General features: G+C 60.7%; 22 protein-coding genes. 12 read left to right on the top strand and 10 right to left on the bottom strand.

The features are described 5' to 3' along the window. Positions 1 to 55: 55 nt before the first annotated feature. A complete protein-coding gene (locus DOD19_RS24505; RefSeq protein ID WP_112188702.1) occupies positions 56 to 1408 on the top strand; it encodes a GGDEF domain-containing protein in 1353 nt (450 codons plus the stop codon). Positions 1409 to 1431: 23 nt separating this feature from the next. On the opposite strand, the gene DOD19_RS24500 is transcribed toward DOD19_RS24505, so the two are convergent. Beyond that, complete coding sequence (locus DOD19_RS24500) at positions 1432 to 2001, bottom strand: isochorismatase family cysteine hydrolase (RefSeq protein WP_112188700.1); 570 nt, start codon at positions 1999 to 2001, stop codon at positions 1432 to 1434. A 169-nt stretch (positions 2002 to 2170) separates the two neighbouring features. On the opposite strand from DOD19_RS24500, the gene DOD19_RS24495 reads away from it, so the two are divergent. After that, positions 2171 to 3481 carry a chloride channel protein gene (locus DOD19_RS24495; protein WP_112188698.1) on the top strand — a complete coding sequence of 437 codons (1311 nt, stop codon included), beginning with the start codon at positions 2171 to 2173 and terminating at the stop codon, positions 3479 to 3481. 84 nt (positions 3482 to 3565) lie between these two features. Here DOD19_RS24495 and DOD19_RS24490 read toward each other — a convergent pair whose 3' ends face one another. After that, positions 3566 to 4045, bottom strand: coding sequence for a VOC family protein (locus DOD19_RS24490; protein WP_112188696.1), 480 nt, complete (start codon positions 4043 to 4045; stop codon positions 3566 to 3568). A 272-nt stretch (positions 4046 to 4317) separates the two neighbouring features. Between DOD19_RS24490 and DOD19_RS28210 the strand changes: the two genes are divergently transcribed. Next, positions 4318 to 4440, top strand: coding sequence for a hypothetical protein (locus tag DOD19_RS28210; protein WP_275426896.1), 123 nt, complete (start codon positions 4318 to 4320; stop codon positions 4438 to 4440). Positions 4441 to 4516: 76 nt separating this feature from the next. On the opposite strand, the gene DOD19_RS24485 is transcribed toward DOD19_RS28210, so the two are convergent. The 4 genes from DOD19_RS24485 to DOD19_RS24470 form a co-directional block, all read right to left on the bottom strand. Beyond that, a complete protein-coding gene (locus tag DOD19_RS24485; RefSeq protein WP_112188966.1) occupies positions 4517 to 5392 on the bottom strand; it encodes a DUF2242 domain-containing protein in 876 nt (291 codons plus the stop codon). Between the two features lie 257 nt (positions 5393 to 5649). Further along, positions 5650 to 6885 carry a hypothetical protein gene (locus tag DOD19_RS24480; protein WP_162634466.1) on the bottom strand — a complete coding sequence of 412 codons (1236 nt, stop codon included), beginning with the start codon at positions 6883 to 6885 and terminating at the stop codon, positions 5650 to 5652. A 366-nt stretch (positions 6886 to 7251) separates the two neighbouring features. Further along, entirely contained in the window at positions 7252 to 8073 is an 822-nt protein-coding gene (locus DOD19_RS28030) for a hypothetical protein (RefSeq protein ID WP_239498094.1), read from the bottom strand. 11 nt (positions 8074 to 8084) lie between these two features. Continuing rightward, on the bottom strand, positions 8085 to 8825 hold the full coding sequence (locus DOD19_RS24470) for a metallophosphoesterase family protein (RefSeq protein WP_112188692.1): 741 nt from the start codon (positions 8823 to 8825) through the stop codon (positions 8085 to 8087). A gap of 362 nt (positions 8826 to 9187) precedes the next feature. Here DOD19_RS24470 and DOD19_RS24465 point away from each other — a divergent pair, with 362 nt between their 5' ends. The 4 genes from DOD19_RS24465 to DOD19_RS24450 all read left to right on the top strand — a co-directional run bounded on the left by DOD19_RS24465 (position 9188) and on the right by DOD19_RS24450 (position 16785). Then, positions 9188 to 10153, top strand: a complete 966-nt coding sequence (locus DOD19_RS24465; protein ID WP_112188690.1) for a restriction endonuclease — start codon at positions 9188 to 9190, stop codon at positions 10151 to 10153. Between the two features lie 152 nt (positions 10154 to 10305). Further along, positions 10306 to 13065: an AAA family ATPase gene (locus tag DOD19_RS24460; protein WP_162634464.1), complete on the top strand. Its 2760-nt coding sequence runs from the start codon at positions 10306 to 10308 to the stop codon at positions 13063 to 13065. 400 nt (positions 13066 to 13465) lie between these two features. Further along, entirely contained in the window at positions 13466 to 13744 is a 279-nt protein-coding gene (locus DOD19_RS24455) for a hypothetical protein (protein ID WP_024978201.1), read from the top strand. 749 nt (positions 13745 to 14493) lie between these two features. Further along, positions 14494 to 16785 carry a LamG-like jellyroll fold domain-containing protein gene (locus tag DOD19_RS24450; protein ID WP_112188686.1) on the top strand — a complete coding sequence of 764 codons (2292 nt, stop codon included), beginning with the start codon at positions 14494 to 14496 and terminating at the stop codon, positions 16783 to 16785. Between the two features lie 264 nt (positions 16786 to 17049). Here DOD19_RS24450 and DOD19_RS24445 read toward each other — a convergent pair whose 3' ends face one another. Next, positions 17050 to 17445, bottom strand: a complete 396-nt coding sequence (locus tag DOD19_RS24445) for a response regulator transcription factor (RefSeq protein WP_239498093.1) — start codon at positions 17443 to 17445, stop codon at positions 17050 to 17052. A 385-nt stretch (positions 17446 to 17830) separates the two neighbouring features. On the opposite strand from DOD19_RS24445, the gene DOD19_RS24440 reads away from it, so the two are divergent. Continuing rightward, positions 17831 to 18856: a LuxR C-terminal-related transcriptional regulator gene (locus DOD19_RS24440; RefSeq protein ID WP_112188682.1), complete on the top strand. Its 1026-nt coding sequence runs from the start codon at positions 17831 to 17833 to the stop codon at positions 18854 to 18856. A 181-nt stretch (positions 18857 to 19037) separates the two neighbouring features. On the opposite strand, the gene DOD19_RS24435 is transcribed toward DOD19_RS24440, so the two are convergent. Next, the gene (locus tag DOD19_RS24435; protein WP_162634462.1) at positions 19038 to 19646 is read right to left on the bottom strand and encodes an AvrPphF family type III effector; all 609 of its coding nucleotides are present in this window, start codon (positions 19644 to 19646) and stop codon (positions 19038 to 19040) included. 500 nt (positions 19647 to 20146) lie between these two features. Next, the gene (gene xopAC / locus DOD19_RS24430) at positions 20147 to 21745 is read right to left on the bottom strand and encodes a XopAC/AvrAC family type III secretion system effector (RefSeq protein WP_112188676.1); all 1599 of its coding nucleotides are present in this window, start codon (positions 21743 to 21745) and stop codon (positions 20147 to 20149) included. Here xopAC and DOD19_RS27595 point away from each other — a divergent pair. Further along, complete coding sequence (locus DOD19_RS27595; RefSeq protein WP_162634460.1) at positions 21735 to 22091, top strand: hypothetical protein; 357 nt, start codon at positions 21735 to 21737, stop codon at positions 22089 to 22091. The two genes, xopAC and DOD19_RS27595, sit on opposite strands and share 11 nt — an antisense overlap. Positions 22092 to 22208: 117 nt before the next feature. Further along, positions 22209 to 24101 carry an HrpF/NolX family T3SS translocon protein gene (locus tag DOD19_RS24425; protein ID WP_162634458.1) on the top strand — a complete coding sequence of 631 codons (1893 nt, stop codon included), beginning with the start codon at positions 22209 to 22211 and terminating at the stop codon, positions 24099 to 24101. 212 nt (positions 24102 to 24313) lie between these two features. Here DOD19_RS24425 and DOD19_RS24420 read toward each other — a convergent pair whose 3' ends face one another. Beyond that, complete coding sequence (locus tag DOD19_RS24420) at positions 24314 to 24778, bottom strand: Lrp/AsnC family transcriptional regulator (protein ID WP_024978208.1); 465 nt, start codon at positions 24776 to 24778, stop codon at positions 24314 to 24316. Between the two features lie 133 nt (positions 24779 to 24911). Here DOD19_RS24420 and DOD19_RS24415 point away from each other — a divergent pair, with 133 nt between their 5' ends. Further along, positions 24912 to 25958: a zinc-dependent alcohol dehydrogenase family protein gene (locus tag DOD19_RS24415; protein WP_024978209.1), complete on the top strand. Its 1047-nt coding sequence runs from the start codon at positions 24912 to 24914 to the stop codon at positions 25956 to 25958. A 214-nt stretch (positions 25959 to 26172) separates the two neighbouring features. Continuing rightward, positions 26173 to 26913, top strand: a complete 741-nt coding sequence (locus DOD19_RS24410) for a response regulator transcription factor (RefSeq protein WP_112188965.1) — start codon at positions 26173 to 26175, stop codon at positions 26911 to 26913. Positions 26914 to 26953: the final 40 nt, after the last annotated feature.

The raw sequence follows: 26953 nt of genomic DNA, 5'->3' as shown, positions 1-26953 counted from the left end.
GGCCGGAACCGTGGAGAATCGCGCTCCAATCCTGCTCGCCAACCTGTAGTTCGGAATGACAGAAAACAATCCCTCGGAGACCGCCCGGCACGCCCTCAAGCTGCTGGCCTCACGCAGGTTGGCGCCCACGCCAGACAACTTTGCCTCGATCTATTACGAAATCGCCGGCAGCAAGCCAAACGCAAACGGAGACGCCCAGGACGCCGATCGGATGGCACTGGTGCGGGAGTTGTGCGAACAACTCGCGCGCACGGTGGAATGCTGCCTTCCGGTGCTCGGTGAAGACGATGCCAGCATCGGCCCCGCCGCGTGGGCGCTGATCCGGGCCTGCCGCTCCGAATTCGAAAGCCTTGCCAACCTGAACGTCAAGCTCTCGACGTTCAACCACAGGCTGTCGCTCGCGGCCGAAGACCAGGGCGAGATTCGCCGGGCGCTGCTGGGCCTGCTGCAACTGGTGTTCGAGAACATCGGCGAGCTGTCATTGGACGACCACTGGCTGCGCGGCCAGATCGAAGCCCTGATGAAAGCCAGCGAGGCCCCCGTGAGCCTGCGCCGGCTGGATGACCTGCGGCGTCGCCTCATGGAGGTGATCCAGAAGCAAAGTTCGCTGAAGTCGAAGTCGATCGAAGCCCAGGAAGAGATGAAGCGGCTGCTGGCCGCCTTCATGGAGCGCCTGTCCGTTGCCGCCGAAACCTCGGGCGAGCATCACCGCCAGATGGAAGCCTGCGCCAAGAAGATCGAATCGGCCAACAGCATCGCAGAGATCGCGCCGGCCATTCAGGACGCGCTGTCGGCCACCCGCTGGATGTCGGTGGAGTCGGCCCGCAATCGCGACGTGCTGTCGGCGATGAAGGTCAAGGCCGAAGAGGCTGCTGCCGAAGTGGCGCAACTGCGCAAGGCACTCGACATGGCATCCGCTTCAGCCCGCCACGACCTGCTGACCGGTGCGCTCAATCGCAAGGGTCTGGAAGAGGCGCTGGAGCGCGAGGTTGCCCGGGCCGCGCGCCAGAACACCACGCTCTCCATCGCGTTCCTGGACATCGACGACTTCAAGTCGATCAACGACACGCACGGCCACGGCTTTGGCGACGATGCGCTGTCGCACCTGGCCCAGGTGGCCCGCGAATCGATGCGCCCGCAAGACACGCTCGCCCGCTTTGGCGGCGAGGAATTCGTGATCCTGATGCCGGACACGCCGTTGGAAGAGGGCGTGCAGACCATCGTCCGCCTGCAGCGGGCGCTCACGCAGCGCTTCTTTGCGGCGGGCGACACGCGGCTGTTCATCACCTTCTCTGCCGGCGTGGCGGAAGTCGGCAAGGACGAACCGCCCATGGCGGCCATCCATCGCGCCGACCGCGGCATGTATCAGGCCAAGCGCGCCGGCAAGAACAAGGTGGTCAGCGCCTGAGGCACGCCGAGCCCCTGCTGTGATTACTCCAGCAGCGACAACGCTTCTGCCAGCGACAGCACCGTCGTGCGCGATTCAAACGCCGTCGCAAAAAGATGGTCGTGCACGATCGGGTCCGGGTCGTAGCAGCAGTCCTTCACGGTGAACAGGCGGTAGTCCGCATCGCTCGCGTGGGCAATGGACGACAGCATCACGCCCGTCGACGCAACGCCCACCATGATCAAGGTATCAATGCCCTTGGCGGATAACCGCACCTGCAGATCGGTGCCGTAGAACACGCTGGCGCGGTGCGCGATGACGATCGACTCATCAGGCTGCCGGCCGAGTTCCGGCGAGATGCGGTCTTCAACGAACAGCCCCAGTTTCTTGACGCCTTGTCCGTTCTTGTTCAACGGGCTGACTTCCGGATAGCCGGGGCTGAAGTGGAACTTCGCAAAATAGACGCTCACGCCCTTGGCCCGCGCGGCGTCGCACAGCGTGCGGGTGTTGGAGAGCAGCGTGGGTGCGACGGCCGGAAACAACGCCATGATGTCGGTCTGATAGTGCATGACCAACAACGCCGTTTGCTCGGGAACAAGCGCGAATGTCGACATAGGGCTACACGAACCGGGAGGCGATGGCGGACGACTCTATCACGCGGCATCGCCGCCTGCCGCGTGCGATCACGGTCGCAAGATGAGGCCGCAAGACGAGGCCGCACAAAGAGGCCAACTCACGTCGGGTCCTATAATCTCCGCTTCCCGGACCCGACACCCCAGCCCCATGTTTTCTCCTCTCCACATCGCAGATCAATCAGTGCGTCGGGCCAGGAGACTCTGGGCAAACTACGGCATCTTCTGGCTCGGTGCCGTTCTCGTGGGTCTGGTATCCGTCGCCTACGCCAAGCTCATCGATTTGGGCTTCGAGCTTTTTCGAGGCATGGTGTCGCACGCGTTCTGGCTGCCGATCGTCATTACACCGGTAGGTGCGGCGCTTGCCATTTGGCTGACGCGCCAGTTTTTTCGCGGTGCCGAGGGCAGCGGCATTCCACAGGTGATTGCGACGCTGGAGGACGGGCGGCTATCCAGTGCGCTGCTCTCCCTGCGCATCATGTTCGGCAAGATCGTGGTCTCGTTCCTGGGCATCCTCTGTGGTTTTACGATTGGCCGCGAGGGGCCCACGGTGCAGATCGGGGCATCGCTCATGTACGCCATGCGGCGGGGCTATCGTCGAAGCAGCAAGCACATCGACCGGCAACTCGCCCTGGCGGGGGCAGCGGCCGGGCTTGCGGCTGCGTTCAACACGCCGCTGGCGGGCGTCGTGTTTGCCATTGAAGAACTGACGCGCAGTTTCGTGGCGCGCAACAGCGGCACGCTCATCACCGCCATCATTTTTTCCGGCGTGGTCGCCCTCGGCCTGCAAGGCAATTACCTGTACTTCGGGCGCATCCAGGCCATTGGGCAGTTTCATCTGGCGCTGGTGCCTGTGGTGATTTCCGCGAGCGCCATCTCGGGCGTGGCAGGCGGTGCGTTCTGCTGGCTGCTGCTCAACATACCCCGCTGGATGCCCGCGCGGCTGGTTGACATCAAACAAGGGCAACCGGTGTGGTTTGCCTTCATGTGCGGTATCGCCATCGCACTGATCGGCTTGGTTTCAGGCGGCACCACGTTCGGCAGCGGTTACGCAGAAGCGCGGGGCCTGCTGGAAACCCATCAGGCCCTCTCGCCGTTCTATGCGGTGCTCAAGTTCTGCGCGCTGATCGCGTCGTACCTGTCGGGCATTCCGGGTGGCATTTTTGCGCCGTCGTTGGCAATTGGCGCGGGGCTGGGCAACGTCATGTCGCTGGTGACATCGGCGATACCGCTGCCCAGCCTTGCCGCGCTCTGCATGGTCGGCTATCTGGCGGCGGTCACGCAGTCGCCCATCACATCGTTTGTGATCGTGATGGAGATGATCGACGGCCACGAGATGGTCTTGCCGCTCATGGCCGTGGCGTTGTTGTCCAGCCAGGTATCCAAGGCGCTCACGCCGTCGTTCTATCACACGCTTGCGCATCGGTTTCGTGCGTCGGTGCCGCGCCCAGTCGCGCAGTGAGCGCGCTCGTCTAACGGCATAAACGCACTGGCTTTGCAGCGGCACGCTGACCGGCGCGCCGATCCCCTCACTGGCCAGCTAGGCTCAACCGCGCCGCGCCGCCTCGATCGTGGCAATGTCGATCTTGCCCATCGTCATCATCGCGTCGAAGGCGCGCTTGGCCGCTGCGCGATCCGGATCAGTAAATGCTGCAGTGAGCGCGCGCGGCGTGATCTGCCACGACAGCCCCCACTTGTCTTTGCACCAGCCGCAGGCGCTTTCCTGGCCGCCGTTGCTGACGATGGTGTTCCACAGCCGATCGGTTTCGGCCTGGTCGTCTGTCGCAATCTGGAACGAGAACGCATCGCTGTGCTTGACGTGCGGGCCGCCGTTCAGCCCAAGGCACGGAATGCCCGCCACGGTGAACTCCACCGTCAGCACATCGCCTTCCTCGCCGGCGGGGTAGTTGCCGGGCGCGCGGTGCACAGCGGTAACTTTGCTGTCTGGGAAGGTCTTGGCGTAGAAATTGGCCGCATCCAGCGCGTCGCGGTCGTACCACAGACAGATCGTGTTCTTGCTGACCATGCGTGTCTCCTGAAGAGCGGGCATCGGCATGTGCGGTCGAGGCATTCCACAGATTGCGCGTGCCCGTGATGTGACGTGGATGCCGTTGCCGTGGCTTGCACTCTCGCACATTCCTACGGCAGAGGCGGGTACTGTTTCTCGTAGGTTTGACGCATGCGTCATGCCGGCTCGGGCAGCTTTGCGATCACCTTGATCTCGAACTGGAACCCTACGCAATAAACGTATAGTTCGTAGCCACGAAACGAAACCTGTTTGCTGAACTGAAAGAGGGAATGGACGCGCTTGCCGCAGAACGTGAAGGCAAGGTGACCCCCCGCGAGGCCAAGGCACGAGCGCCTGAGCCGGTGGACGTGAGTGCCGATCCGGAAAGCCCGCAGAAGCCAGAAGCGCTCTAATACAGCGCCCCAACAAAAAAGCCGCCCCAAAGGCGGCTTTCTTTTTGTGTAGCGGCAATTGGCGCGTGCGTCGCGTTCAGCTTGCGCCGCCCGTTGTCGAACCAGCCGGTTCAGACGCGGGCGCGGTGTTCGGCGCCGGCGCCGGCGTCGTGGCTGCAGGGGCCGATGCCGGTGCAGCTTCAGCCGGCGCCTTTGAAGCCGGCGCAACCACAGGCGCCGCTGCAGGCGCGGAAGCGGGTGCAGCAGCCGGAGCCGAAGCCGGCGCCGCCACCGGCACAGGCGGCGCGGCTGGTGTGGGCACCACCGGCGTGGTCATCTTCATCGGCTCGCCCTGCGGCGTGGGAGCGGGCTCGGGCAGCGGGGCCACGTGTTCCTTCTCCGCCGCCTTGGCGACCTTGCGGTCATGGCGGGCGGGGTCGATCTTCAGGAAGTGGTCCACCAGGTTGAAGTAGCGCTCGTAGAACACCCCGGCCGGAATCGTCTCGCTTGCCACCTTCACCATCGAATCGTCACCCGAGCCGATGGGCAGCGACACCGAGCCCAGGATGCTCAAGCCCACGCTTGCCGACGTGCTCGTCTTCTTGAGCGTGTAGCGGTCTTGCACCGCGTTCACATAGGCCGTGCTCGACGTGCCCTCGGTATTGGCCTCTGCGCACACCACGTGGAACGAGATCACCACGTGCGAATCGTTGCTCGGCTGGAAGTTCTTGCTGCCGTCGATCGTGTCGGGGCGGGGTGAGCTCGACACATAGCCCTGGCTCAGCAGCGCCCGGCGCGCCGCCTCGCACGTCGCGTCAGACTTGGCGTGGAAGGTGCGCGCATAGGGGCTTGCCGCCGCATCAAACTGCTCCTGCTGATAGAGCGGCGTGGGCGCAGAGCTGCACGCGGCCAGAGCGGCGGCGATGCTGGCAGCAGCGCACAAAACGGACAACGGACGGAAGCGGTAGGGCATGGCGTTGGGCAAAAGGGCTCGGCCGGGTGATGGTGCGGCGGCGGCACCACTGCGTGTGCGGCGCAAGTTTTGTGCGCGGCGGGCGGTGGCGGCGTAGGCGGGTGGCCGGGCGACATTATAAGTTTGTCGGGTGACGGGACACACCCCAGCCATGTGCTCGGTCATTCGCTGTTGCAAACTGGCCAAGGCACCGGGACGGGCGTGGGAACAACCCCTCCCGGTTCCGGTGCAGTGACAGTCGGCGGCGGTCTTGCTGGCTAGCGTTGTATTGACACGTCGCTGACGGTGTAATCCCACGTGCCGTAGTCCTTGGATTCGGCGTGAATGGCAACGAGATAGCGAAGCTCTTCGATGTAGTAGTCGACGTTCCGATCGCCTTTGTCGTTCAGACAATCCATTGGCCATGCCCGCCCACTGAATGCCGAGTGGATTCGGCTTGCCTCAATGGGTTGGCCGATTGTGCAACGGTGCCCGACCCGGCTCGGAATTTCCTGAGTGGGGATTGTGCGCATGTCTGCGTGGTATGACAGCCGCGCCCCCGGAGCCCATTTCGGCGCATCCACTTCCAGCGACTCTGTGACGGTGACATCTCGGCTGTTTGCGAAACCGGAGCGCATTTTTGACTTCAGCTGAACGATACCCATCATTTCCCGATCGACGGTGAAATCTGAGCTGTAGATCTCGCGTACTCGTGTTGTGCCGTCTTTCTTTGGTTCAACCTCATAGACGCTGCTCTCCTGAGGTTGTCCGTTGCGCTTGGCCGCAACAGTGATTCTTGCAAGCGACACAGTTTGCGGCTTAGGCATAACCGACGCCAGCTTCTCCGCTATCGCTAGGACGGCGGGCGGAGTCGTGACATCGCCCATATCAAGATCCCGCTGTAGGGGCGCCTTCATACGGAGCGTTTCTCCACCGATCCCCGCGTAGGTGGCCTGATCGATCGGTTTGCCGCATGCCACCTCGCTGATGGCAATGGCGTAGTCATCAGTGGAGTCGAAAGGTGTTGCCAGGTCGCTCTGCTCGACGATTCCGTCAGTGATGGCTCCTTCTGGAGTGAAGTCGTAGCCAACTGTGATGCCATACGTTTTTGCGGCGCAATTCACCCGAACAAATTCACGCTTCGAATCGTATGGAGCGTTGTACGGTGGGTCAAAGGTGATCTTTGGGTAGTCGTACCTTGTCCAGAACGATGCCGTGGTGCCCGTCTTAGAGAAGCTGCTGGCGTCCATTTGAATCAGCGTCCCTTTGTCTACGCGACGAAGGTTCACCAAGCGTTCTGGTTTAACGGGCAGTTGGCACGCCCAGTTCAATATGGATTCTGCACCGGGCATGTTTTGCGTCGGCACGAACCCTGTAGCGGTGTAGCGGCCGGATGCACGACCGGGTATCCCATACGCCCGAGGAAGGGGCTTGCCATCCAGCGTTCCGTCCGTCCATGCAAAACGGAGAGCGTGGCCGTCGCAGTCGAACTCGATTGGAGTCTGATATTTCATCGCGCCTTGGACCAAGGCGGATGTCCCTCTATGCATGAGATAAACGTGCGTCCCGATCCGGTGCACGGAGTCTATGAGGTACTCGAGACTGGGTTTGACAGGTACCGGCGCCCATCCTGTAGAAGGGGCTGCGACGCAGGGCAGATAACAGCTCAGAGCAAAAATTCCGGCGACGGTGTGTTTGAACATTCGGTGAGTGCGTGAATTGAATAACGGCAGTGTCGTAGAGAGCCACAACTGGTGCTGGAGAATACAGCGTCCTGTAGAGGTTCTTTTCTTCTCGTATTTCTCGTACGGCGCTGCGTACGTCTCATACGACGTGAAGATTTCGATGATGAAAAAGCTGATCCAGTTGGCGGTTCCCAGCTATTGAGCAGAGGGAGCGACCGGCGTTTGATCGCCATCTGTTGAACTCGCATGGCCCGCTGCAACCAACGCCCGCCGCCGCAGCAAGAACACAATCGCCCCAACCGGAATGCTGAAGGTCAAGATCAGCGGCGCATACGGACCAGCCGCAAAGGCGCCGACGCCTGGGATGGCGAGGTTAAAGAGTTGGAAGCTGAGGTCGCCGGTCGTCCAGTTGAAGAAGAACCTCGTAATGCCGAGCGCAACGAACAGCAGCCAAAGCCACTTACGCTTGGCAATCGGTGTGCGGAAGCAGAGCACCAGTACGTAGAGCTGGAACAACGCGATGCCAATCACCAGCCCGAGCACGAAATAGTGCAGGAACCCCTTACCTGCAAACTTGAAGGCATTGGTCTCACGCAGTGACTGCTTTTCGGGATAGGCATGCATGCCGATAATCCGGAGCTGCGCATCCTTCCTTTGCAGCATGACGTTCGTGAGCATCCACGCGTTGGGGTACTCGTATTCGTAGGTCAGGTTGTAGGTCGTGACGCCGTTGCGCATGTTGGTCTGTGTGCCCACGAGGCTGATGCTCTTGGGCTGGGCCGATGGAAACGCATTGGCCATCTTTTCTAGTGTGTCTCGCGTGTCTGGCGTTTGAAGGCTGGGATCGAGTTGACTATCGAGCGAGCCGAAGTCTTTGGCGATCAGCTCAGAAAGTGCGCGCTGAGCGATGGCGGATTCCTCTTTTGGGGCGAACTTTTCGAGCATGGTTTGCTGGTTGCAGCCAGCAAGCAGGGCGAGAGCACTGAATACGAGTAGGAGTTTTTGGTAGAGGCGCATATCGAGTTTCTTTAGTCTTTTGCCCTGCCAGTGCGCAACGCAACTGCCCAATCTGGCCTGCCGCGCTGATTCGCAATTGCCGCTGCATCGTCCCACGCGTACTCAACCGCACGGAACTCCGCAGTCCATTCACCTTCCTGTTCAGTGACGATGGCATAGCGCGCATGCGGGCTGCCGGTTTCAATCGTGTGGGCGAAAGGATGGGCATCGCTGTAAGCCTGCAGGCCGACACTGCCCGGGTTGACGATAAAGCGGCCATCCATCAGCTTCATCGCGCGTGGCATATGGGTGTGGCCGCACAGCACGAGCTTGGCGTCGGCATCTTCGGCACGGGATAGCACTTCATCGTGCGTCGCCGCGCGGCATCCTTTCTCAGAAAGCGATTCCAGAAAATAGGTCTGGTCGTGCTTTGCAGACCCGTGCACGAGCAGCACATCGTCTTCGATGTACCGAAGCACGGGCAGGCTGGCAAACCACGCGAGCTGATCCGGCCGCAATTGCTCAAACGCATACTGGTCCGACTCGCCCATGCGCGACGGGTCGCCAGCAAGAACCTGCCTTTCATGATTGCCGCGAATGGTTGGCAGGTTCAGTGCCATCAACCGATCCACCGTTTCGCGCGGTTGCAGCGGGCCAGACGCAATATCGCCCAGGTTCACGATCAGATCGACACCCTGGGCCTGAATGTCTTCCAGCACGGCGTCTAGCGCGGCCAGATTGCCGTGAATATCGGAGAGGGCGGCGATTCTCATGGAGCGGGAGAGCCATGACGATATGGGAAATAGGTGCCGAATCGTACCGGAGAGTCTTTTCGTGAGTAAGTGCAAAAAGGACCGGTACCCGCAGCCACGCAGCGCCGCGCGCCACCACCGCGCCCAAGATATGCCCATCTCTTAATTCAGATTTTCGTCAAACATAAATCAGCACCCCGGTTTCGATCTTTATCAACCACCACCCAAAAAAACCTCCGAAGACCCCACCAACGGGGGCAGCGCAATCCCGATGCATCGCCTATGCTGTTTCCCAATTAAAAACCGGCGCCCTGATTTGAATCGGATTATCAGAGAAAGCGCCTAGTCCTAAATATCTAAAAGCATTAGGCCGGGGGCGGTAAATGGGACGGAGGAGAAAACAAGCATCCACCAGCGATGTGCTGTTGGCGCTGCCGTGGTGGATGCTGGCGATTGGCTCGGCAGCCAGCTACCTGATTTTTCACAACATCCTCCCAGCCGCGTTTGCGGCCAACCCCATCTTGAGCGGCCTCGGAATGCTGGCGCGCGGGCTGGCCTGGATGCCCGCGCTGCTGCTCGCCTTCTTTGCCGTGCTGTCGTACCTGCGGGAGCGCAGCCAGCAGGCCGATGCCCGGCTCGGCCCCCCGCGCACTGAACCGACTGGGCGCACCCGCCCGCCGAAGGCACCGCCCCAGCCCGCCCGCAACGCAGCGGGCAGCAACACGCCCAACCCCGCCCGCAACACCACCACACCCCCGCAAGCCCCCACACCGGCAGAGCCCGCCACGCCCCAGAGCTGGACGCTGGAGGCCATCCAGTCGCTTGAGTGGAAGCGGTTTGAGCTGCTGTGCGTGCAGTACTACGAACAGATGGGGTTTGCGGTGAAGACGGTGCCGCACGGCGCAGACGGCGGCATTGACGCCACGCTGTACAAGGCCGGCCAGGACGCGCCCGTGGCGGTGGTCCAGTGCAAGGCGTGGACTAAGCCCGTGAAGGTGGAACAGGTGCGGGCGCTGGGCGGCTCCATGCTGGCGCACAAGGTCAAGCGGGGCGTGTTCTGGTCTTTGTCCGGTTATGTCGGCAACCCGGTGCAGGAGTTTTCAGAGCTTGCCGGTATCCAGCTATTGGACGGGCCGGCGGTGCTTGAGCGCATCCGCGCGCTGGCCGAAGACAAGCAGGCCGCGCTGCTGGCGAAGGTGTTTGAGGGGGATTACCGCACGCCTTCGTGTCCGGCGTGTGGGGTGAAGCTGGTGGCGCGGAATGGGAGGAGTGGGGCGTTTTGGGGGTGTAGCAATTACCGGACGGGGTGTCGGTATACGTTGCAGATGGGGCACTTGAAGTCAGCATGACGCCAATGAGCAGGGCGCGTGTTGTATTTCGGGATGACGCGGGCAGTGAACGAGTTGCTGATGACGGCCGATCGGGATTCCGAATTTGCGTCTACGGTGCGTGAGGCTCGTGCGAGGTCGGGGGCGTAAATCGACGACGAGCGCGGCTTGTGGTGCGTGCTTACGACAGCGCGCAGTTCAATTCAGTCGGGGAGGAGTCTGTGGAAAAACCTTTCAATGGGGCGGTTGAATCCGGGAGCTTGGCAAAGCAGGTAAGTCAATTGTCTGCACTGCATAGCATTCTGTCGTGGTCGATCGCGAGACCCGTGTGGCAGAGAGACGCTTTGCGGCGCATTGTTGTGAATGGCTCCTTGGGGCAATCCGATATGGAGGAACTTGAGGCACTTCTCCGCAATGGAGTCAATGCGAAGACAGCGAGTGGCACCTCAATCGTCGCTATCCCTCTAGCCAATGAAAATATTCCCGCTTCGTCGACCGAGGTAGAGGCAATCTCGCTACGAGAAATATCGCAACTCAAGAATGTCAACCGACTACTCGCAGGCCAAGCTATCAAGTTCGGTGATCATTTGACCGTCATTTACGGGGACAACGGTGCTGGAAAATCTGGCTACGCACGCGTTATTAAGCGAGCGTGCAAGAGTCGGGGCGCTGCTCCTACTTTGCAGACAGACGCATTCTCCAGCTCGCCTTCTGCGGGTACGCGTGCAAGTTGTGAGATCGCGATTACCTCCTCTTCCGGAGCGCAGGCAAAAATTGCTTGGTTAGATAACGGACTCCCCGATTCTCGCTTGGGCCGTATTTTCGTGTTCGATACTGCGACCGCATCGAACTATCTAGCGGCCGATGGTCCCTGCATGTTCACGCCATACGGCCTTGACGTACTGCCAAAGTTGTCAACAGCGTGTGATGCATTAGCTAGATCGGTAAAGGGGTCCATAGCTGCTCTGGATGAGCAGTCGACCAAAGCGTTACAGGTTTTGCAAGGAAGCCACAAGACCACAAAAGTCGGGGCTGCGTTAGCTAAGCTTGGGCCGGCAACAAAGAAGGCCGATCTTCAGTCTCTCGCGCAGGCAGGCGCAGCAGACAAGGAGCGTCTGGCAGAACTTAATGTCCTCCTTACGGTGAACCCAAAGGCGAAGGCCGGTGCGACGAGAGCGAGCCGAACCAGGGTGAGTTCTTTCAGAGTTGCCATGGAGACGCGAAGCTCCCTCTTGTCGCCGACGACAATTTCCGCACTCAACATCGCGCGAGACCGAGTCCGCACTTCAGCCGCTGCGGCGGAAGCCTTCTCCAAAGACTGGAAGGAGGCAGATGCGCTTTCCGGCACCGGAGGGCCCTACTGGGTCGCGCTATGGGAGGCCGCCCGAGAGTTCTCGCTCAAGAGTGCATACGTTCAGACTGAATTCCCAAATGTCGTTGAGGACGCGGCCTGTGTTTTATGCCAGCAGAACCTTGGTGAAGCTGCACGTGCGCGATTGCTGAGATTCGAGGAGTTCTACAAGAATGACCTCAAAGCCCAATCGGATAAGGCATCCGCTGAATTTCAGAAACTCTGGGCAAGTTACGAAACTATTTCCCCACTTAAACCGAGCTTCGAGGCTATCGATTCTGATTTGGTTCTGCTGAATGAGGAAGAGCGCAAAGCGCTTGACGCGGAAGTGATACGGCTTGACAAAAACTTGACCAATTTAGTGACGGCAGTCGCGGCTTCAGGTGGAGTTCTGGTTGGCGAGCCGTCGTCATACTCGACGGAAGTTCTGTCGGATCTTGAAAATAGTCTTGAGGCGCGCGCAAAGACTGAGGAAGGCGCGGATGATCCAGCTACCAGGGCCAAGCTACAGCAAGAGAAATCGGAGATTGAAGCTCGTCAGTGGTTGGCGACAGTCATTAAGCAAGCGGAGGAGCAGGTAGATCGCTTTATCGAAAGAGATCGCCTGGTCGCTCTTGTTAAAGAGGTAAGCACATCAGCAATTACTCAGAAAAGTACAGAGCTTACGAGGCAACTGATTACAGATAAATTCTGTAAGACTTTTGGTGAGGAACTCAAGGCCCTAGGGATGAAGACTCTCCCAGTTGAGCTAAAAAGCGTGCAAGGAGCAAAGGGACAAACCAGCTTTGGCTTGAGATTGTCGTCTGCAGTGCAGGGTTTGCCATTGAGAGACATTGCGAGTGAGGGCGAACAGCGTTGTATGGCTCTCGCGCTATTTATGGCAGAGTTAGCCGCTGCCTCCCATAAATCTGGACTTGTGTTCGATGATCCGGTTTCCTCGCTCGATCAAAATCACAGATATCTAATTGCCCAGCGCTTAGCTAAAGAGGCATTGACGAGACAGGTGGTCGTTTTTACACATGATGCTGTCTTTGTGAATGATCTTAAAGAAGGAGCGGAACGCATAAAATGCGACGCAGAATTTAGAACAATAAAATGGGGGCTTACGACTGAGAGTGGGATGACGAAGCCTGGCGCCGTGGCAGAAGGTTTGCCGTGGCTAATGAAATCCATTCCAGATCGAATTGATCAGCTTAGGAAGGTCCAAGGATTATTAAAGGAGAACTGGGGGTCCCCCATGCCAACCCCGGAGCAAATTGAATCGATAGGTAAGGCATATAATCTTTTGCGTGCAACCGTTGAGCGCCTCGTTGAGCAAGAGGTGTTCGCAAATGTCGTATATCGTTTTCGAAGCTACATTAATTTAAAGAACCTCCACAGGGTGGTAGGATTTACGAAGGGCGAAAATGACAGAATTAGGGCTCTGTTTCAGAGGGCGTGTGATATTACTGATGCGCATGATCCTGCGGCCGGCAACCCGATACAGCCGCCGACGCCGAATGAGCTTTTGAATGATATTGATGAACTGCAGGCCGTGTTTGAGTACGTAAAAAAACGAGCCAACGCAAATCCTTCGCCCTAGGGGTAATCGCAAAGTGGCTTTTTTTAATAATGAAGTCGCTCTTGCTCTGGTCTGAGCCCCCCGCTAAACTTGCCCCCGCTGCGGCAACAACCGCAGCCGGGACTGCAATCCCGAACAAGTATTTCCCGTGAGTGCCGATATAGCCCTCGCGTGTCGTCGTTCGCCCCTATGGGCGGGCCTCGGCAGGGAGGGCCTCGGCCCTGCCGGTTCTTGGAAACACTTGTCGGTATTGCAGACCTTGTCGTGTGCCCGCCCACCCTCACCGGTGGGTGGCTCCTCACTCAACCAGAGGCAAGACAATGGATCAAGCGACCCAAGCTGTACCCATCCCACGCGGGCGTCGCCCCGCAATCTGTCACCTTCCCGGCATCGTGCAGCGTCCTCCGTCAGGAGGTGCCCAATGAGCCTTGAAGACGAAATCCTGTACTCGCAAGGCGCCCTGAGCGCGCGGGATTATCTGCGGCGCACGCAGATGAACATGAAGGTGCAGCGGCAGTTCAACCCCCAGACGTTGCGCTTGGAGTATCAGATTCGCGTCAAGGACAAGGCTCTTGAATACCAGGCCGGGTTTCTCGATGCGATTGGCGCCTTCATGCTGACCTCGCTGGATGGTGTGACAGTGGACTTGTACCGGTGGGAAGTCCTGCACGTGCTGGCACGTGCGAACAAGCAGAAATAAAAAAAACAGCAGTAAAAGCGAACCCGCGACGGGCGGGGGCGCCAGGCCAGGGCACAACGCCCAGCCCTCTACGTGCCGAGCCCAACTGGCCGAGCACGACACCCAAAGGCCCGACCGCCACGGTCTGAGGCCCAAACGCCGAGCGCCAACACCCACGCGCCGCTCGCAGACATTCAAATTTTCGAGCTGAAACACTCGCGTGCCGAGGTCAGAGGGTCGACTGCCGAGCTAAAACTGTCGACTGCCAGCCCCAGAGGGCGAAGCGCCAATGTCCGAGGTCCAATTAGTCGGAGCTTTGAGAGCCGGGCGCCAGCCTCAGAGGGTGGAACGTCGCTCTCAGAGGGTGGAGCGCCAGCCTTAGAGGGTGAAACGCCAGCCTCGGAGGGTGGAACGTCAGTGTCGGAGGGTGGAATGTCAGCCTCGGAGGGTGGAACGTCAGTGTCGGAGGGTGGAACGTCAGTGTCGGAGGGTGGAACGTCAGTGTCGGAGGGTGGAATGTCAGCCTCGGAGGGTGGAACGTCAGTCTCGGAGGATGGAACGTTGGCCTCGGAGAGTCGAACGGGGCCTGTCAGGATTTCCGTGTTCAAGGCGGTGTTGAGAATCACACGGCCGAACGAATCGATCCGCAAAGCCAGCAGGGCATTGCGCCCGAACACTCAACAATTCTCACCGTTTGGCCATTTGCGTTGACGCGCCTTCGCGCGCTGACCTACGGTTGCGCCATTAAAAAAAGATGGTCGGGTCAATACATGATGAAAAAGTCCGTGGAGCGCGCGAGCCTCAACGCGGTGCCTAATCCTGTGCGTCGAGCATTGTCATTGGGTCTGGGGCTGTTCCCCCTGTTGCCGTTTTTGCCGGGGTGCGGCGGCGGTGTCGAAGACGCCTCCGCTGCGGGGCTTGGCCAGCCGCAAGAGAAGACAGGCGGCGCGGCCCAGACGGCTCCGGCCGCTCCGGCCACTTCAGCACCTGCCACGGCTGCGTCGGCGTATGAGAGTGGCGTCTTCCGCCACCCGGCCCTGCTGGTGACTGAAGACGCCTTCACCCGCATCCGCGCGCATATCAAGGCTGGCGATCAGCCGTGGACAAACTGGTGGAACACGCTTGGCGTCGATCGCTTCGGCACGCTCGACACCAAGCCCTTCCCGCTGCCAGCCGTCTACCGTGCCGATGGCAGCAAGAACAACTTGTACGTCGATATCTGGCGCGCGTGGTCTCTGGTGCTGCACTGGAAGTTGTCCGACCCGCAAGACAACCGCTATGCCGACAAGGCAGTGGAGTTCCTGGACGCGTGGGCGAACACCTTGAAGGTGATCGGAACGGTGCCGCCGGGTTCGACCGCCCATGACGACCACACCTTCATCATCCTGGCCGGCATACAAGGCCACCAGTTGGCGCAGATTGGTGAAGTCCTGCGCACCTACCCCGGCTGGGCACCCGCAAGCCTGAAGCGCTTTCAGGACATGCTGCTCAACGTGTTCGCGCCGATCTGTTCGAACTTCCTCAGCGACGGGCGCATCGGCTCGCATGCCAACTGGGACATGGCTTCGATGGCAGGCGCCATGGCCATCGGCGTGTTCTGCGATCAGCCGGATCTGTACCGGCTGGCCTACGACTGCTACGCGGGCAACAACCGCGGCAAGCTGCGCAATTTCGGCAACGGCTCCATCGTGCACGGCGTGTACTACATGCACCCGGGCCATTTCGGGCAGTGGGAAGAAAGCGGCCGCGACCAGGGCCACTCCACGCTGGGCATGTCGCTGGGTGGGGACTTGATGGAGATGGCCTGGAACCAGGGCGACGATCTCTACGGGCTCTATAACAACCGCTTCCTCTCGGCGGCCGAGTACGTGGCGCGATCGAACCTGCTGGACGAGAACGGCAAGCCCTACGCGATGCCCTATGCGCGCGAGCAGAACCCCACCGCCCCGCACCCGACACCGTGGACGGAGGTGAACCAGTCGTTCCAGCACCGCCGCAACGCGTGGGAGCCCATCTACAACCACTATGTCAATCGCATGGGGCTGGCGGCGCCCAACGTCGCGCGCATGGTGACGTGGTGCGAGCCGAACTACGGCGGCAGCAGCGACGACGTGATGTACCCCACGCTCACGCAGCGTCTCTCGCCCTATGCCGGGCCGATGAAGCCGCCGTCTGGGCTCACGGCCCATTTGCGCGGCAACCATGTCGTGCTGTCGTGGTGGGGCAGCGTGGGCGCCACCTCGTATGCGGTCAAGCGCGCCAGCCAGGCCAACGGCCCCTTCAGCCTGCTGGGCACGGTCTCGGCCAGCGAGCTGCTCACCTACAGCGATACCCCGCCCAACGGCATCTGGTTCTATCAGATCACCGCCCAGGGCAACGGTGCCCCGAACACGGGCTCCAACGTGGCGCGCATTGCCGTGCCGGGAGAGACGCGCCTGTCATTGCCGCTGAACGACCCGAACGGCACCGGCACAGTTGGCGCGGTGCTGACCGCCGCAGGCACCACGGCCTTGGTGCAGGGCACGCTGCTGGACGGCGCAACCTGGGGCGACGGGCGCGTCAACGACAAGGCCATCGCGTTCGATGGCCAGAAGGCAGGCCTGCAGTTGCCGTCGGGGCTGTTTGCTGACCTGGACGACTTCAGCATTTCTTTCTGGGCCTACGCGAATGGGCTGCATTGGGATAGCTGCATGTTCTTCGCTGGGCAGGACGCGAATGCAGCCATGGCCATCGCACCGCAGTCCGGCTCGGGTGTACTGCGTTTCATGATCTTTGGCGCAACGTTCAATGATGCGCAGGTTGTGGAAGCGCCGTGGCCTCTGCCGATTCGCCGCTGGGTCCATGTGGCGGTCACGCTGCAGGGCAACACCTGCCGCCTCTACGTCGACGGCACGGAGGTGGGGAAGAACGACAACATGCTGCTGTCGCCGCGCCAGGTGGGGGATCAGGTCACCTTCCTGGGCCGCAATTGGGCGCATCCATCGTTCAACGGGCACATTCAGGGCTTCCGCGTTCAGGCGGGTGCATTGAGTGCTGCGGAGGTTGCGACGCTGGCGCGCTGATGTAACGCCACTTCGCAAGGTTGCCGAACAACCCGTCGAGCCCGAAGGGTGCGCGCATGGTGCGTGCACTCGCAGTGCAGGCAGTGTTGGTTGAATCGGCGCGCGTTGGGTGCTCGGGCAGCGCCCAATGGAGTCACATGCGGCAATCGGCCATGTGATGACCCTGCCAGCAGGCCGGACTAAGCGTCAGCGGCCGCGCTGTGCTCTACATCAAAACGCATCGCACGCGAAACGTCGCGCCATACAGGTGGCGCTTGGCGCGCCTTAGCGCGTGCGTTGGTAGATCGTGGCCAGCTCTGTGCGGTTGCGTGCACCCATTCGCACGAGCAGTTGGCGCATGTGCGTTTTGACGGTCTCGACGCTGATATGCAGGCGTTCTGCAATCTCGGAGTTCGACCGGCCGCAGGCCACCTCTTTAAGGATGTCGCACTGGCGCGGGGTGAGGGGCTTGGGCTCCGGCGTGGTGGACGATGGGCTGGGCTCCATGCCGCTGGCCGGCTCAAGCGATTTCAACGCGCCGCTCAGCATCTGCTGCACGTCTTCCAGCGCCATCGGCTGCAGCGTGGGCTGCGAAGGCAGCCAGGTGGAATCGTTGAGCAGCGATGTATCCAGAAAGATGACGGCCAGCGATGTGGCAGCAGCATCCCAGCGCGCAACCATGGCGGTCGATGGAAGGCCAGGAGGGCATATGTCTGGCGGACTGGTCGACGGTGGTGTTCGCGCTGGCATGCGGGTTCCTCTTTGAAAAGCACGGTGCAACCTGACTGAAGGCAGGCAGTGGCCGGTGATGACGGCTCGCAGCCGCGGCAACCAGCCTTTGTCAGGCGCACTATCGCAAAATCGGGCGGCCTGCAACCATCGCTATGGATAGCGATGGTCAGTGCGGTGCACGTGCGTTACGCGGTTGGGCCAATCTCAAGTGCACCAGCTATAGGGCTGGGCCGTTGTGCCGATATACCTGTTTGTATTTGTATTGATTGGCGCGCCTGGAGCCCCACGATGAATTTTCAGACTCAACACCAGTGGCGAGCCGCCCAAGCGATCGATGGACCTCTCCACAGCTGAACTGCGCGCACTGCTCGATATCACCGGGCATTTGCATGAGGCATCGAGCAGCAGCGTTCTCGACCGTCCGGAAGTGGCCGAGAAGCTGGGGTCACTCCTGCATTTCGATCTTGCGGCGCATATCCAGTGGGGGCGCGACGGTAGGCATCAGACACGGCCAAGCGCGCTGTGGGGCCGAGACCAGGCCATGCGCGGTGAGTATCAGCAGTACTTCCATGGGGTCGACTCGATTGCGCAGTGCCTGACGGGCAGCTTTGAACCCGTCGTGATCGAGCGGAAGATCTGCCGCTCTGAATGGGGCAAGTCTGAATACTTCACAGATTTTCTCTGTCGGCACAAGGCGTATCCGGGCATCAGCCTGCGCCTGCCCGATGCCAACGGGATGCTGCTGGACTATCGGTTCAGCACCAGCGATCCAAACAAGCGTTTCGGTGATCGAGAGACATTGCTGCTCAGCCTCTTGAAGCCGCATCTGCTGAATGCGCATCAGCTTCGCGTCATCCAGGAAGTGGGGGAAGTCGGCGCTGCTGCTGATGCCGGTGCGCATGTGCCGACATTCATGCTGGACGGCAAGTCACCGCCTCTGCCCAACGCAAAGGCGCGCGCCATCGTGATTGGGCTTTGCATGGAAGAGCGTGACGCGCTCTATCAGCAATTGACAGAGGCGGCCAACGGATCACGCCACGGGCAGTGGAAAGGCTTCGGGTTTTGCGTGGAGCGACTGGCCACCCACGACGGCCCTGCGCTCGGTTGCCGGATTCACCTCGTCGCACGGGGCGTGGGCTCATCGGCCTGGTTCCAGCAGCAGTTTGGCGTGACCGTGCGCGAAGGGGAGGTCTGCCACCTCATGCTCAAGGGCATGTCAGACAAGCAGATCGCCCTGGCCCTGAACATGAGTTACTGGACGGTGCGCACCCACGTGAGGCACATCATGAAAAAGATTGGTGTGGACTCACGCAGTGCGATCGGCCTTGCCGCGCTTGAAGCTGGCGGATCGCTGAAGTAATGCACGCGCGCGTGGCCATCTGTGCCGCGCCGGCAACGGTTACGTTGCGCGAATTTCAAACATCCTCAAATCGCTTGTTCTGAAAAGACGTTGATCTGGTGACGGTGCGCCGGTCCTCGGGCGAGCCATTGCCAAAGACCGGCGAGCTGATGCTGTGCCGCAGCGTTAGGCGCTGAGCCGGTCAATCCTCGTCTGAATATGCAATGGACGCCGGATCGATGATCTTGACCGGCACCGCCGTCCCTTTTGGCAGGGTAACGATCAAGGGAATCGACCTTTCATCGTCTGAACGTATCGCGTCGAAGAAAACTTTGCCGCCGCCGGCTCTACGGAGGTCGCCCAGTGTCATCTCGACTAAAGCATGACCATCCCGCGCATACTGCAGCGCGCCTTGTGCTGCAACGCTGCCCCACATCACATTCAATGTGGGATGCCCCAGATCCTTGGCCGGGATTTCAGCGGGTTTGTAGGGCTGTACCGTGTGCGCAATGTTGTAGAGGTACTCCGTTTGCTCAACACCAGGGTTGTGATGGCGGTTTGGCTCCACTGCCTCGTGATGCAGAACGGAGGCCATGGACTTCGGGTTGCCGCGAATACTGCCTTGACCAACCCATTTGGACTCCGTCACACGATAGAAACGCGAGTCATTGGTCAGGCCGAGCGATTGCACCGGGTCATAGGTTGCAAGCAGCGCTGTCTTGACGGCTGCATCTACCGAATCAATGGATTGGTAGTGTCGGCCGCCAACCTTGATGCTTTGGGCCGGTGATGCCGCACTCGTTCCCGGCAATGTGGCGCGACGGCGGTTGGATAGGGGCGAGGCCCCTCTTGTAGCGGCGCTATTCCGCTGTGGGAGATCTCGTAACCCGTGGCTGCGATCGCGCGCTGGGGTTGAGTTTGTGGAACCCGGCGAACTCGGGGCCGTGTTGGTTCGAGTGGCTGAGTAGTCGGTGTGGCCGTGCTGCGGTGCATGTTTGGAGACAAAGCATCCCATGTTGGTCTTTCCGTTACTTGTGCAAATGCACGCAGCGTAAAAGATCGGGGGAATCCTGCTGGTGTTCGCCAGAAAGCGTGCGGACCGAAGCGAAATCGCGCATGGCAATGCAGGCTTTGCGTAACCGTGGTTGGTGTGATCGCTGTCGCGCGGCGGTGATGGGCGCCTCCGCTTTGAACACAACCATTTGCGCAGGCCCGCGCTGGAGGTGAGGAGGCGAACCCTTCGTTCGCCACCCCGGCCGATAGGTGATTGCTGCCTACTGCGTCGATCACGTATGACGTAGGCACGCAGGTTTACCGGTGTACCTCATTCACAACCGTTGCCATTCCCTCCAGAGCTTCGATTACGACCCTCTCCGGGCTGACGCGCCTTCCTCCCAAGAAAGACGCAGGAAGGCGACTGGCCTCACCAACAGGCGGGGCAGGCGGCAATCCGTGCCGTTGCAGCGCCCAATCCATGGCAAGACGGGCTGTGCGGCCATTGGCGTCCTGGAAGGGGTGCAGGCTTGCCAAGCGTTGGTGTAGTTGGGCGGCAAATTCGACATGGCCCAGTGCATCACGACCATGCGATTGCTGCTCACTACGTTCCAGCCATTCAGAAAACGCCGCCATTTCGTCCTTCAGGCTCTCTGGGGGCGGATACCGATGGTTCGTCCATGTGTTGCCATCTGCAGCTTGTACGTTGACCTCGCGCAGTTGGCCGCCGATTGCGTCTTCATCATCGTCTTCCGGAATCAGGAGCTGGTTCAGTTTGCAGATTCGGTCAAGCGTAATTGGCCCCCCTTTTTCCGCCCAGCTGCTGACCTTGTTCGCGGCGGTTCTCCACGCAGACGAGGCCTCGTGATCCTCACTGGAGAGCGTGGTTGATGCGCCCTGACGCAGTTGATCCACCCGTGCTTGTGCGTTTGGCGATAGATGGTGCGATAGCGCGCTCCATTGGTCGCGCAGCACAGCGGCGTTGTAGGACAGCGTCTGCCTGGTCTCGGGGTCGAATGTCGGCGCCTTGAATACGCGATTCATCAAAGCCAACCGTGTATTCGTGCTGTACACAGCCACCTGTTCCAGGTCGATCTGGTGCGGCAACTCGCGCAATTCCGGATTGGATGCAACATCCAGCTTGTTTAACTGCGCCAGATTGGCAAGGCTGGCAGGCAATCTATTGATCTTGCAACCGGGTACTGAAATCGACGCCAGGCTGCTGCACTGGCCGATGGAATCGGGCAGGGATCTCAGTTCATTGAACGCGAGAGAGATTTCTGTCAGGTTCTTGAGGGCGCCGATTTGTGATGGCAGCGCAGAAATGGAGCAGTCGTCAGCGGTGATCCGCTCAAGGTTTCTGCACAGACTCAAATCTTCGGGCAGGCGCGTCAAGTTGTCGTTACCTGACACGTCGAGGTTGCGCAGGTGCGCAAGCCGATGCAGCCCGGGCGGCAACTGCGACAGGTTCAGGTTCTTAAGCGCTAGGTGCGTTCCCGCCTCTCCCGCATCCAGGCAACGGAGAACACGCTCCATGGCTTCGCGGCGCTGCTCTCGGCGGCCACCTACCGCTGGAGGTGCGGCGCAACAGCCCAGTTTGGCAAGAAGAGAGGGTTTTGTCTCAGTCCGCTCGCACCAAGCGGCCAGCTCTGAGCGCAGGCGCACGCTTTCTCCACTGGGCAAAGCAGAACGCCGCTGGCGGCCATGCTCGCTGGTGCGTGAACGGGAGATGGCGGCAGGGGGCGTTTCCTGCAGGTTTCTCAATTCCTGAATCTCAACCGAACGCGCAGAGGACGATCGCGCGGAGCGTTCCGTTTGCGGGCTGCCGTCGGGAGTCTGCGTTGGAGGGTGTTCCGCTAGGGCGCCATATTGTTGGCTGAAGGCGCTCATATCCCACGGATTTAAATTGGTATGCATCGAAGAAACTCTTAGCTTTTATATCGAGCTAAAAGTTAATCGAAGAAAAAATCGAGCCCCGAACAGCAATGCGAAGATTCCGCTTCTGGGGCGAATCGCCCGCGTGCTCAAGGGCATGTCAGACAAGCAGATCGCTGCAAGCACGTTGGCGTTCTCTTCTCAGCCGCAATTGACGGTTCACCACTTCGGATGCCGCGCCGTGTTTTCGGGCAGGCAGCCGCTCCCGACGTTTCCCACTCTTACGCTGGCCTTCCAGGCATCCGCGCGCAATGCACGGGCCACTCGTGCCCACTTGGCCAGCGCTGGTGCGTTGCTGCGTTGCCGCGTTGAGTTGGTGGGCGGTTGAAGGGAAACGCAATCCGTACATGGCTGACGGCACACGGGATCCGCGCGTGATCACGAAACATCGGCCCTGCCACAGATCGCAACGACACATTCAAGTGGAGCAGGTATGTCCGTTCACATGTCTTCATCTAACACTGCCAGCCGCGAGGCGAAGCACGCAAGCCGGAGCGATATGGCCGAAGCGGCCGTCGATACCGCAACGACCATCGCCGGCATGGGCGGTTTGCCAGGCCAGCAAGGTCAACAAGGCCCAACAGACGAAACGCAGTTGAGCCTATACCAAGGGATCAGCGCCAAGCTGGCTGCGTCGCTCGCGTCAGAAAACAACGATGACGATGATGACGATGACGACGACGTCACCCAGAACAGTGGCAACCGCCCTGCGGCGGCGCAGCCCCACGCGGCACCCCCGCAGTCCAACGCGGCATCGTCACAGCAGGCCCAGTCGCCGCAATCCACCGTGACGTGGAACGGTGGCACGCTCAGCCAATCGGAAGTGCAGATCGTGTCGGTGCTGGACCGGCATAAGGACCAATGCCCGATCAGCTGGGATGGCCTTCAGGACAAGATCAACGACCCTTCAACGCCGCCGGACTTGAAGGCAGCCCTGCAGGGGCTGGCACAAGACCAGCGCCTGTTTACCGCCATCGGCTCGCAAGGTGACGGCCGCTGCGGCGGCAAGATCAAGGCCAAGGATCTGGATGCCTTCACTGCGGAGCACGCGCAGGTCAGCGCGTTCAACGAGCAGCAGGCCAAGAGCTTCGAGCAGAACTACGTCCCGTCTGACGGCAACACAAATGGTCAGCCTTCTGTCATGTCGGAAAGCGATGCTCTGCGCGAGCTCTACAAGTATTCCGACAACCTGACGAAGAATCTTGGCAAAGACGAGTTCCAGCAAATTGTTGATGGTGACGCCAAGACGGGCAAAACGCCCCCGCAAGTCATCGCGGCGGCGCAGTACTTCCTCGACCATCAGGACGCCTGGAACCGCCTGACCGGCGGTGGCGAGGTCAAGAAGGCAGACTTCCTGCAAGCCGCGTCGTCATCCATGAGCCTGACGCAAACCGAACTGAACACGCTCAAGACGATGAACGGCAACCAGGCGGCGTTCTTTGGCGATGGCGACCTCACGCGAGACAGGCTGACGAGCATGGCCAACAACAAGCAGCTCGACCCGAACGTTCGCCAGGCAGCAACGCATCTGCTGCAAGACCCGGTGTTGTTCAGCCTGATGAACAACGCCATCACGGGTTACAAAACGCACCACGGCTTCTTTGATTTCGGCGGCGGCCATACGGTGGATTCCGGCAATATCGCGGGCCGCGATTTCCAGAAGTTCTACGGCAACCTGTCGCAGGCAAACCAGACCGTTCAGAAGCCGCAGACCCACACGCCCAAGACCGATGCCGACAAGACGGCCGTCGCATGCATGCTGATGGGCACGGCCGACCAGCCCGAGATCAAGTCGCCCAAGCACAACGGCGGTTTCCTGATGCACGCCATCGATGCCGCCCTCAAGGTGGAAGGCAAGCTGCTGGATTGGGCGTCCATGGCGGTCGGGGCGCTGAGCTTCATTCCAGGCATTGGCGAACTTGCGGACGCGGCATCCACGGCGCTGGAGGCCGAGTCCCAGGGCTGCAACATCCTGCATGCCATGGTCAGCGGCGGCAACGTGAAGAAGGCGCTGGAAGAGGCGGGCCTGAACCTGGCGGCTGCAGCCATCGGCAACATCGGCGGCCCGGAGGTTCGGCTGGCAATGAAGGAGGGCATCACCAAAATTGTTGCCGAGAAAGCGATCAACGCCGGCATCAACCTGGGGGTGTCAGAGGCGCAGGACCATGCCGAGAATTACCTGGCAGGCCTGAAGGCGCGTCTGGAAGACCCGTCGCAGTCGCCTGCTGGGCAGGATGATTCACAGGAAGTGGCTGAGGACAGCGCGATGGCGGAACCGCCGGTTGCGGAAGTGCCAGCACCGTCCAATGACGAAACCGAAGAGGACACCGTGGTGTGATGCCGTTCGGCGTGTCCGGATGAACTGCCGCGTTGCTCCGCGGTGGGGCGGTGAAGGCGCGTCCAAACATGGACTGTTGCCGTGATCACCGCCGTTGTTGGCCGCTTGGCGTTCGGATCTTGAATACCGATCTGGCGCCGGGGTCGCCGATGCAGGCATTGCCAGGGATGAGGGGCGCGATCGTTCGGCGATGTGTGGCCGTCTGGCCCGCCTCAAACAATCGGCAACCGCTTGGTCGACTTCACCTGACGAAGCGAAATATTCGAGCGTATGCCAAACACACCGGGCAGTTTTCTCAGGACCTTTTCCACGAAGCGGCTGTAGTCGTCCAGATCGTTGGCGACCACCTGGAGCAGGTAGTCGGCTTCGCCGGTTGTGTTGTCGCAGGCCAGGATGTTGGGGCTGGCCAGGATGAGCCGTTCGAACTCCGCCGTGACCTCCTCGGTGTGTTGGGTGCACATGATCTGCACGTAGACCATCACGCCGAGCCCGAGCTTGCGCCGGTCGAGCGCGGCGTGATAGCCCTCGATGAGGCCGGCATCATCGAGGCGCTTGAGCCGCCGCCAGCATGACGCTTCACTCAAGGAAAAGCGCTCCGCCAGCTTGGCATTGGAGACGCGTCCGTCCTGCTGGAGTTGATCCAAAAGGCCCAGATCGATGGTGTCCAGTGCTTCCATGAAATCTCCTTTCCACGGCGTGTCTGAATCAGAAAGAGCGCTTCGAAAGACTCCAGAAACGCCCTGAAAATAGAAAGATACTTTCGGCGACTGCGGCTTATATTGCAACGCTCATCCGCTCTGCGTTGAAATCATGAAAGCCATAGTCTACGAAGCCTTCGGCGCCGTGCCGAAGCACATGAACGTTCCCGACCCGACTCCGGCAACGGATGGCGTGGTCGTGCAGGTGATGGCCAGCGGCGTGTGCCGCAGCGACTGGCACGGTTGGATGGGCCACGACGCCGATATCGAGCTGCCGCACGTGCCCGGTCACGAGCTGGCCGGCGTTGTTTCGGCGGTCGGTGCGGATGTGACGCGCTGGAGGGTGGGTGACCGGGTGACGGTGCCGTTCGTGGCCGGCTGTGGTCACTGCCCCGAATGCCACGCGGGGCACCAACAGGTGTGCGAACAACAGTTCCAGCCTGGCTTTACGCACTGGGGCTCGTTTGCTGAATACGTCGGCATTGGCTATGCCGACCTGAACCTCGTGCGCTTGCCCGATGACCTGGACTTCACCACGGCGGCGAGCCTCGGTTGCCGCTTCGTGACGGCGTTTCGTGCCGTTGTCGACCAGGGCAAGACCACTGCCGGCCAATGGGTTGCGGTGCATGGATGCGGCGGCGTGGGCCTGTCGGCCATCATGATTGCCAACGCCATCGGCGCGAATGTCGTGGCCATCGACATTTCAGACAGCGCGCTGGAGCTGGCGCGTGCGTTGGGGGCCGTCGCCACGGTCAACGCATCGCGTGAGTCTGATGTGGTTGAGGCGGTGAAGGCCATCACGCAAGGGGGCGCGCATGTGTCGCTCGATGCGCTGGGCCATCCGACCACATGCTTCAACTCGATCAGCAATTTGCGCCGGCGCGGCAAGCATGTGCAGGTCGGCCTGATGCTGGGTGATCACACGACACCCGCAGTCCCCATGAGCAAGGTGATTGCGCATGAGTTGGAGATTCTGGGCAGCCATGGCATGCAGGCCCATCGCTATGGCCCCATGCTCGACATGATCCGCACGGGCAAGCTGCAGCCTGGGCGAATGGTCCGCAGGGAAATCAGCCTCAGCGCCTCGATCGAGGCATTGACGAACATGAACCGGTTTGAAGGCACCGGCGTGACGGTGATCACGGATTTCGCATCCTGAACGATGTCACGGGCCGACCCTGCGTGGTGTCGACCGCATTACCTGCGGACCGCGTCACCTGTGCCGCCGCTGATTGTGCGCGGTCGGTCGCCCCCCGGTCGCCGCATCGCTAGTCATAGCGATGGATGAACACACTGTGAACGCTATGCTGTTGCGAAACATAACAAGCGGGGTAGACGTGTTGATCGACCCCGCGCCGTCGGGGTGCTTTGCCATGAAATTTGCCGTACTCACCACCAACCCAGCGAGCTTTGCTTATGTAGCGGCTTGCCTGTCAGCGCAGGGCGTGACGTGCGTGCGATTCGACGACGCATTGGCCCTGATGCGCACCGGGCACACCGAGGCCTTCGCGTTGCTGATGATTGATGCGCAGCAGTTCAGTACGGCCGCCCGACTGCTGCTCACGGGGCGCGAGCGCAACGCCAATATGTGCCGGCCAACGTTGGTGTTTGGCGACTTTGCCGGCCGCCACGAGATGCTTGGTGTTTTCGATGCCGGCATCGACGACATCATTTCCGGCCACTTCACCGCCGAGGAGTTGTGTGCGCGCGTTCGGCGCATCCTGCGCGGGGCCGGCAAGTCGACGCAGGTTGCCCTCGATACGCAGGTGGTGGCCGGGCCCTACCGCCTATGTCGGCTGACCCGCACGGTGACATTGCACGACGAACCGATTCGTCTGACCGCTCGCGAATTCGCCACGGCTTGGCTGTTGTTCTCTTCGTCCGGGGCGTTTCTGTCGCGCCAGCAGATCGCCTCTGCGGTATGGGGTACGGAAGCCAGCGTTGCAGAGCGCTCGATCGAACAGCACATCTACAAGCTGCGCAAGAAGCTGGGCTTCGGCCCAGCGACCGGCGTTGAACTCAAGACGGTCTACTCGCGCGGCTATCAGTTGACCGTCCAGCCGGCAGGCGAGCAGCCGCAGAGCCTCGCCCCGAACGTGAAGCTGGCAGCCTGACGCATGCATGCATGCCGGCCCGCTCGTCGCGGGGTCTTGA

Source organism: Ralstonia sp. GX3-BWBA (assembly GCF_003290055.1).
In the GTDB taxonomy this organism is placed as follows: domain Bacteria; phylum Pseudomonadota; class Gammaproteobacteria; order Burkholderiales; family Burkholderiaceae; genus Ralstonia; species Ralstonia holmesii.
Note: the sequence above shows the minus strand (reverse complement) of the source record. Positions and strands in the feature narration are given on the sequence as shown.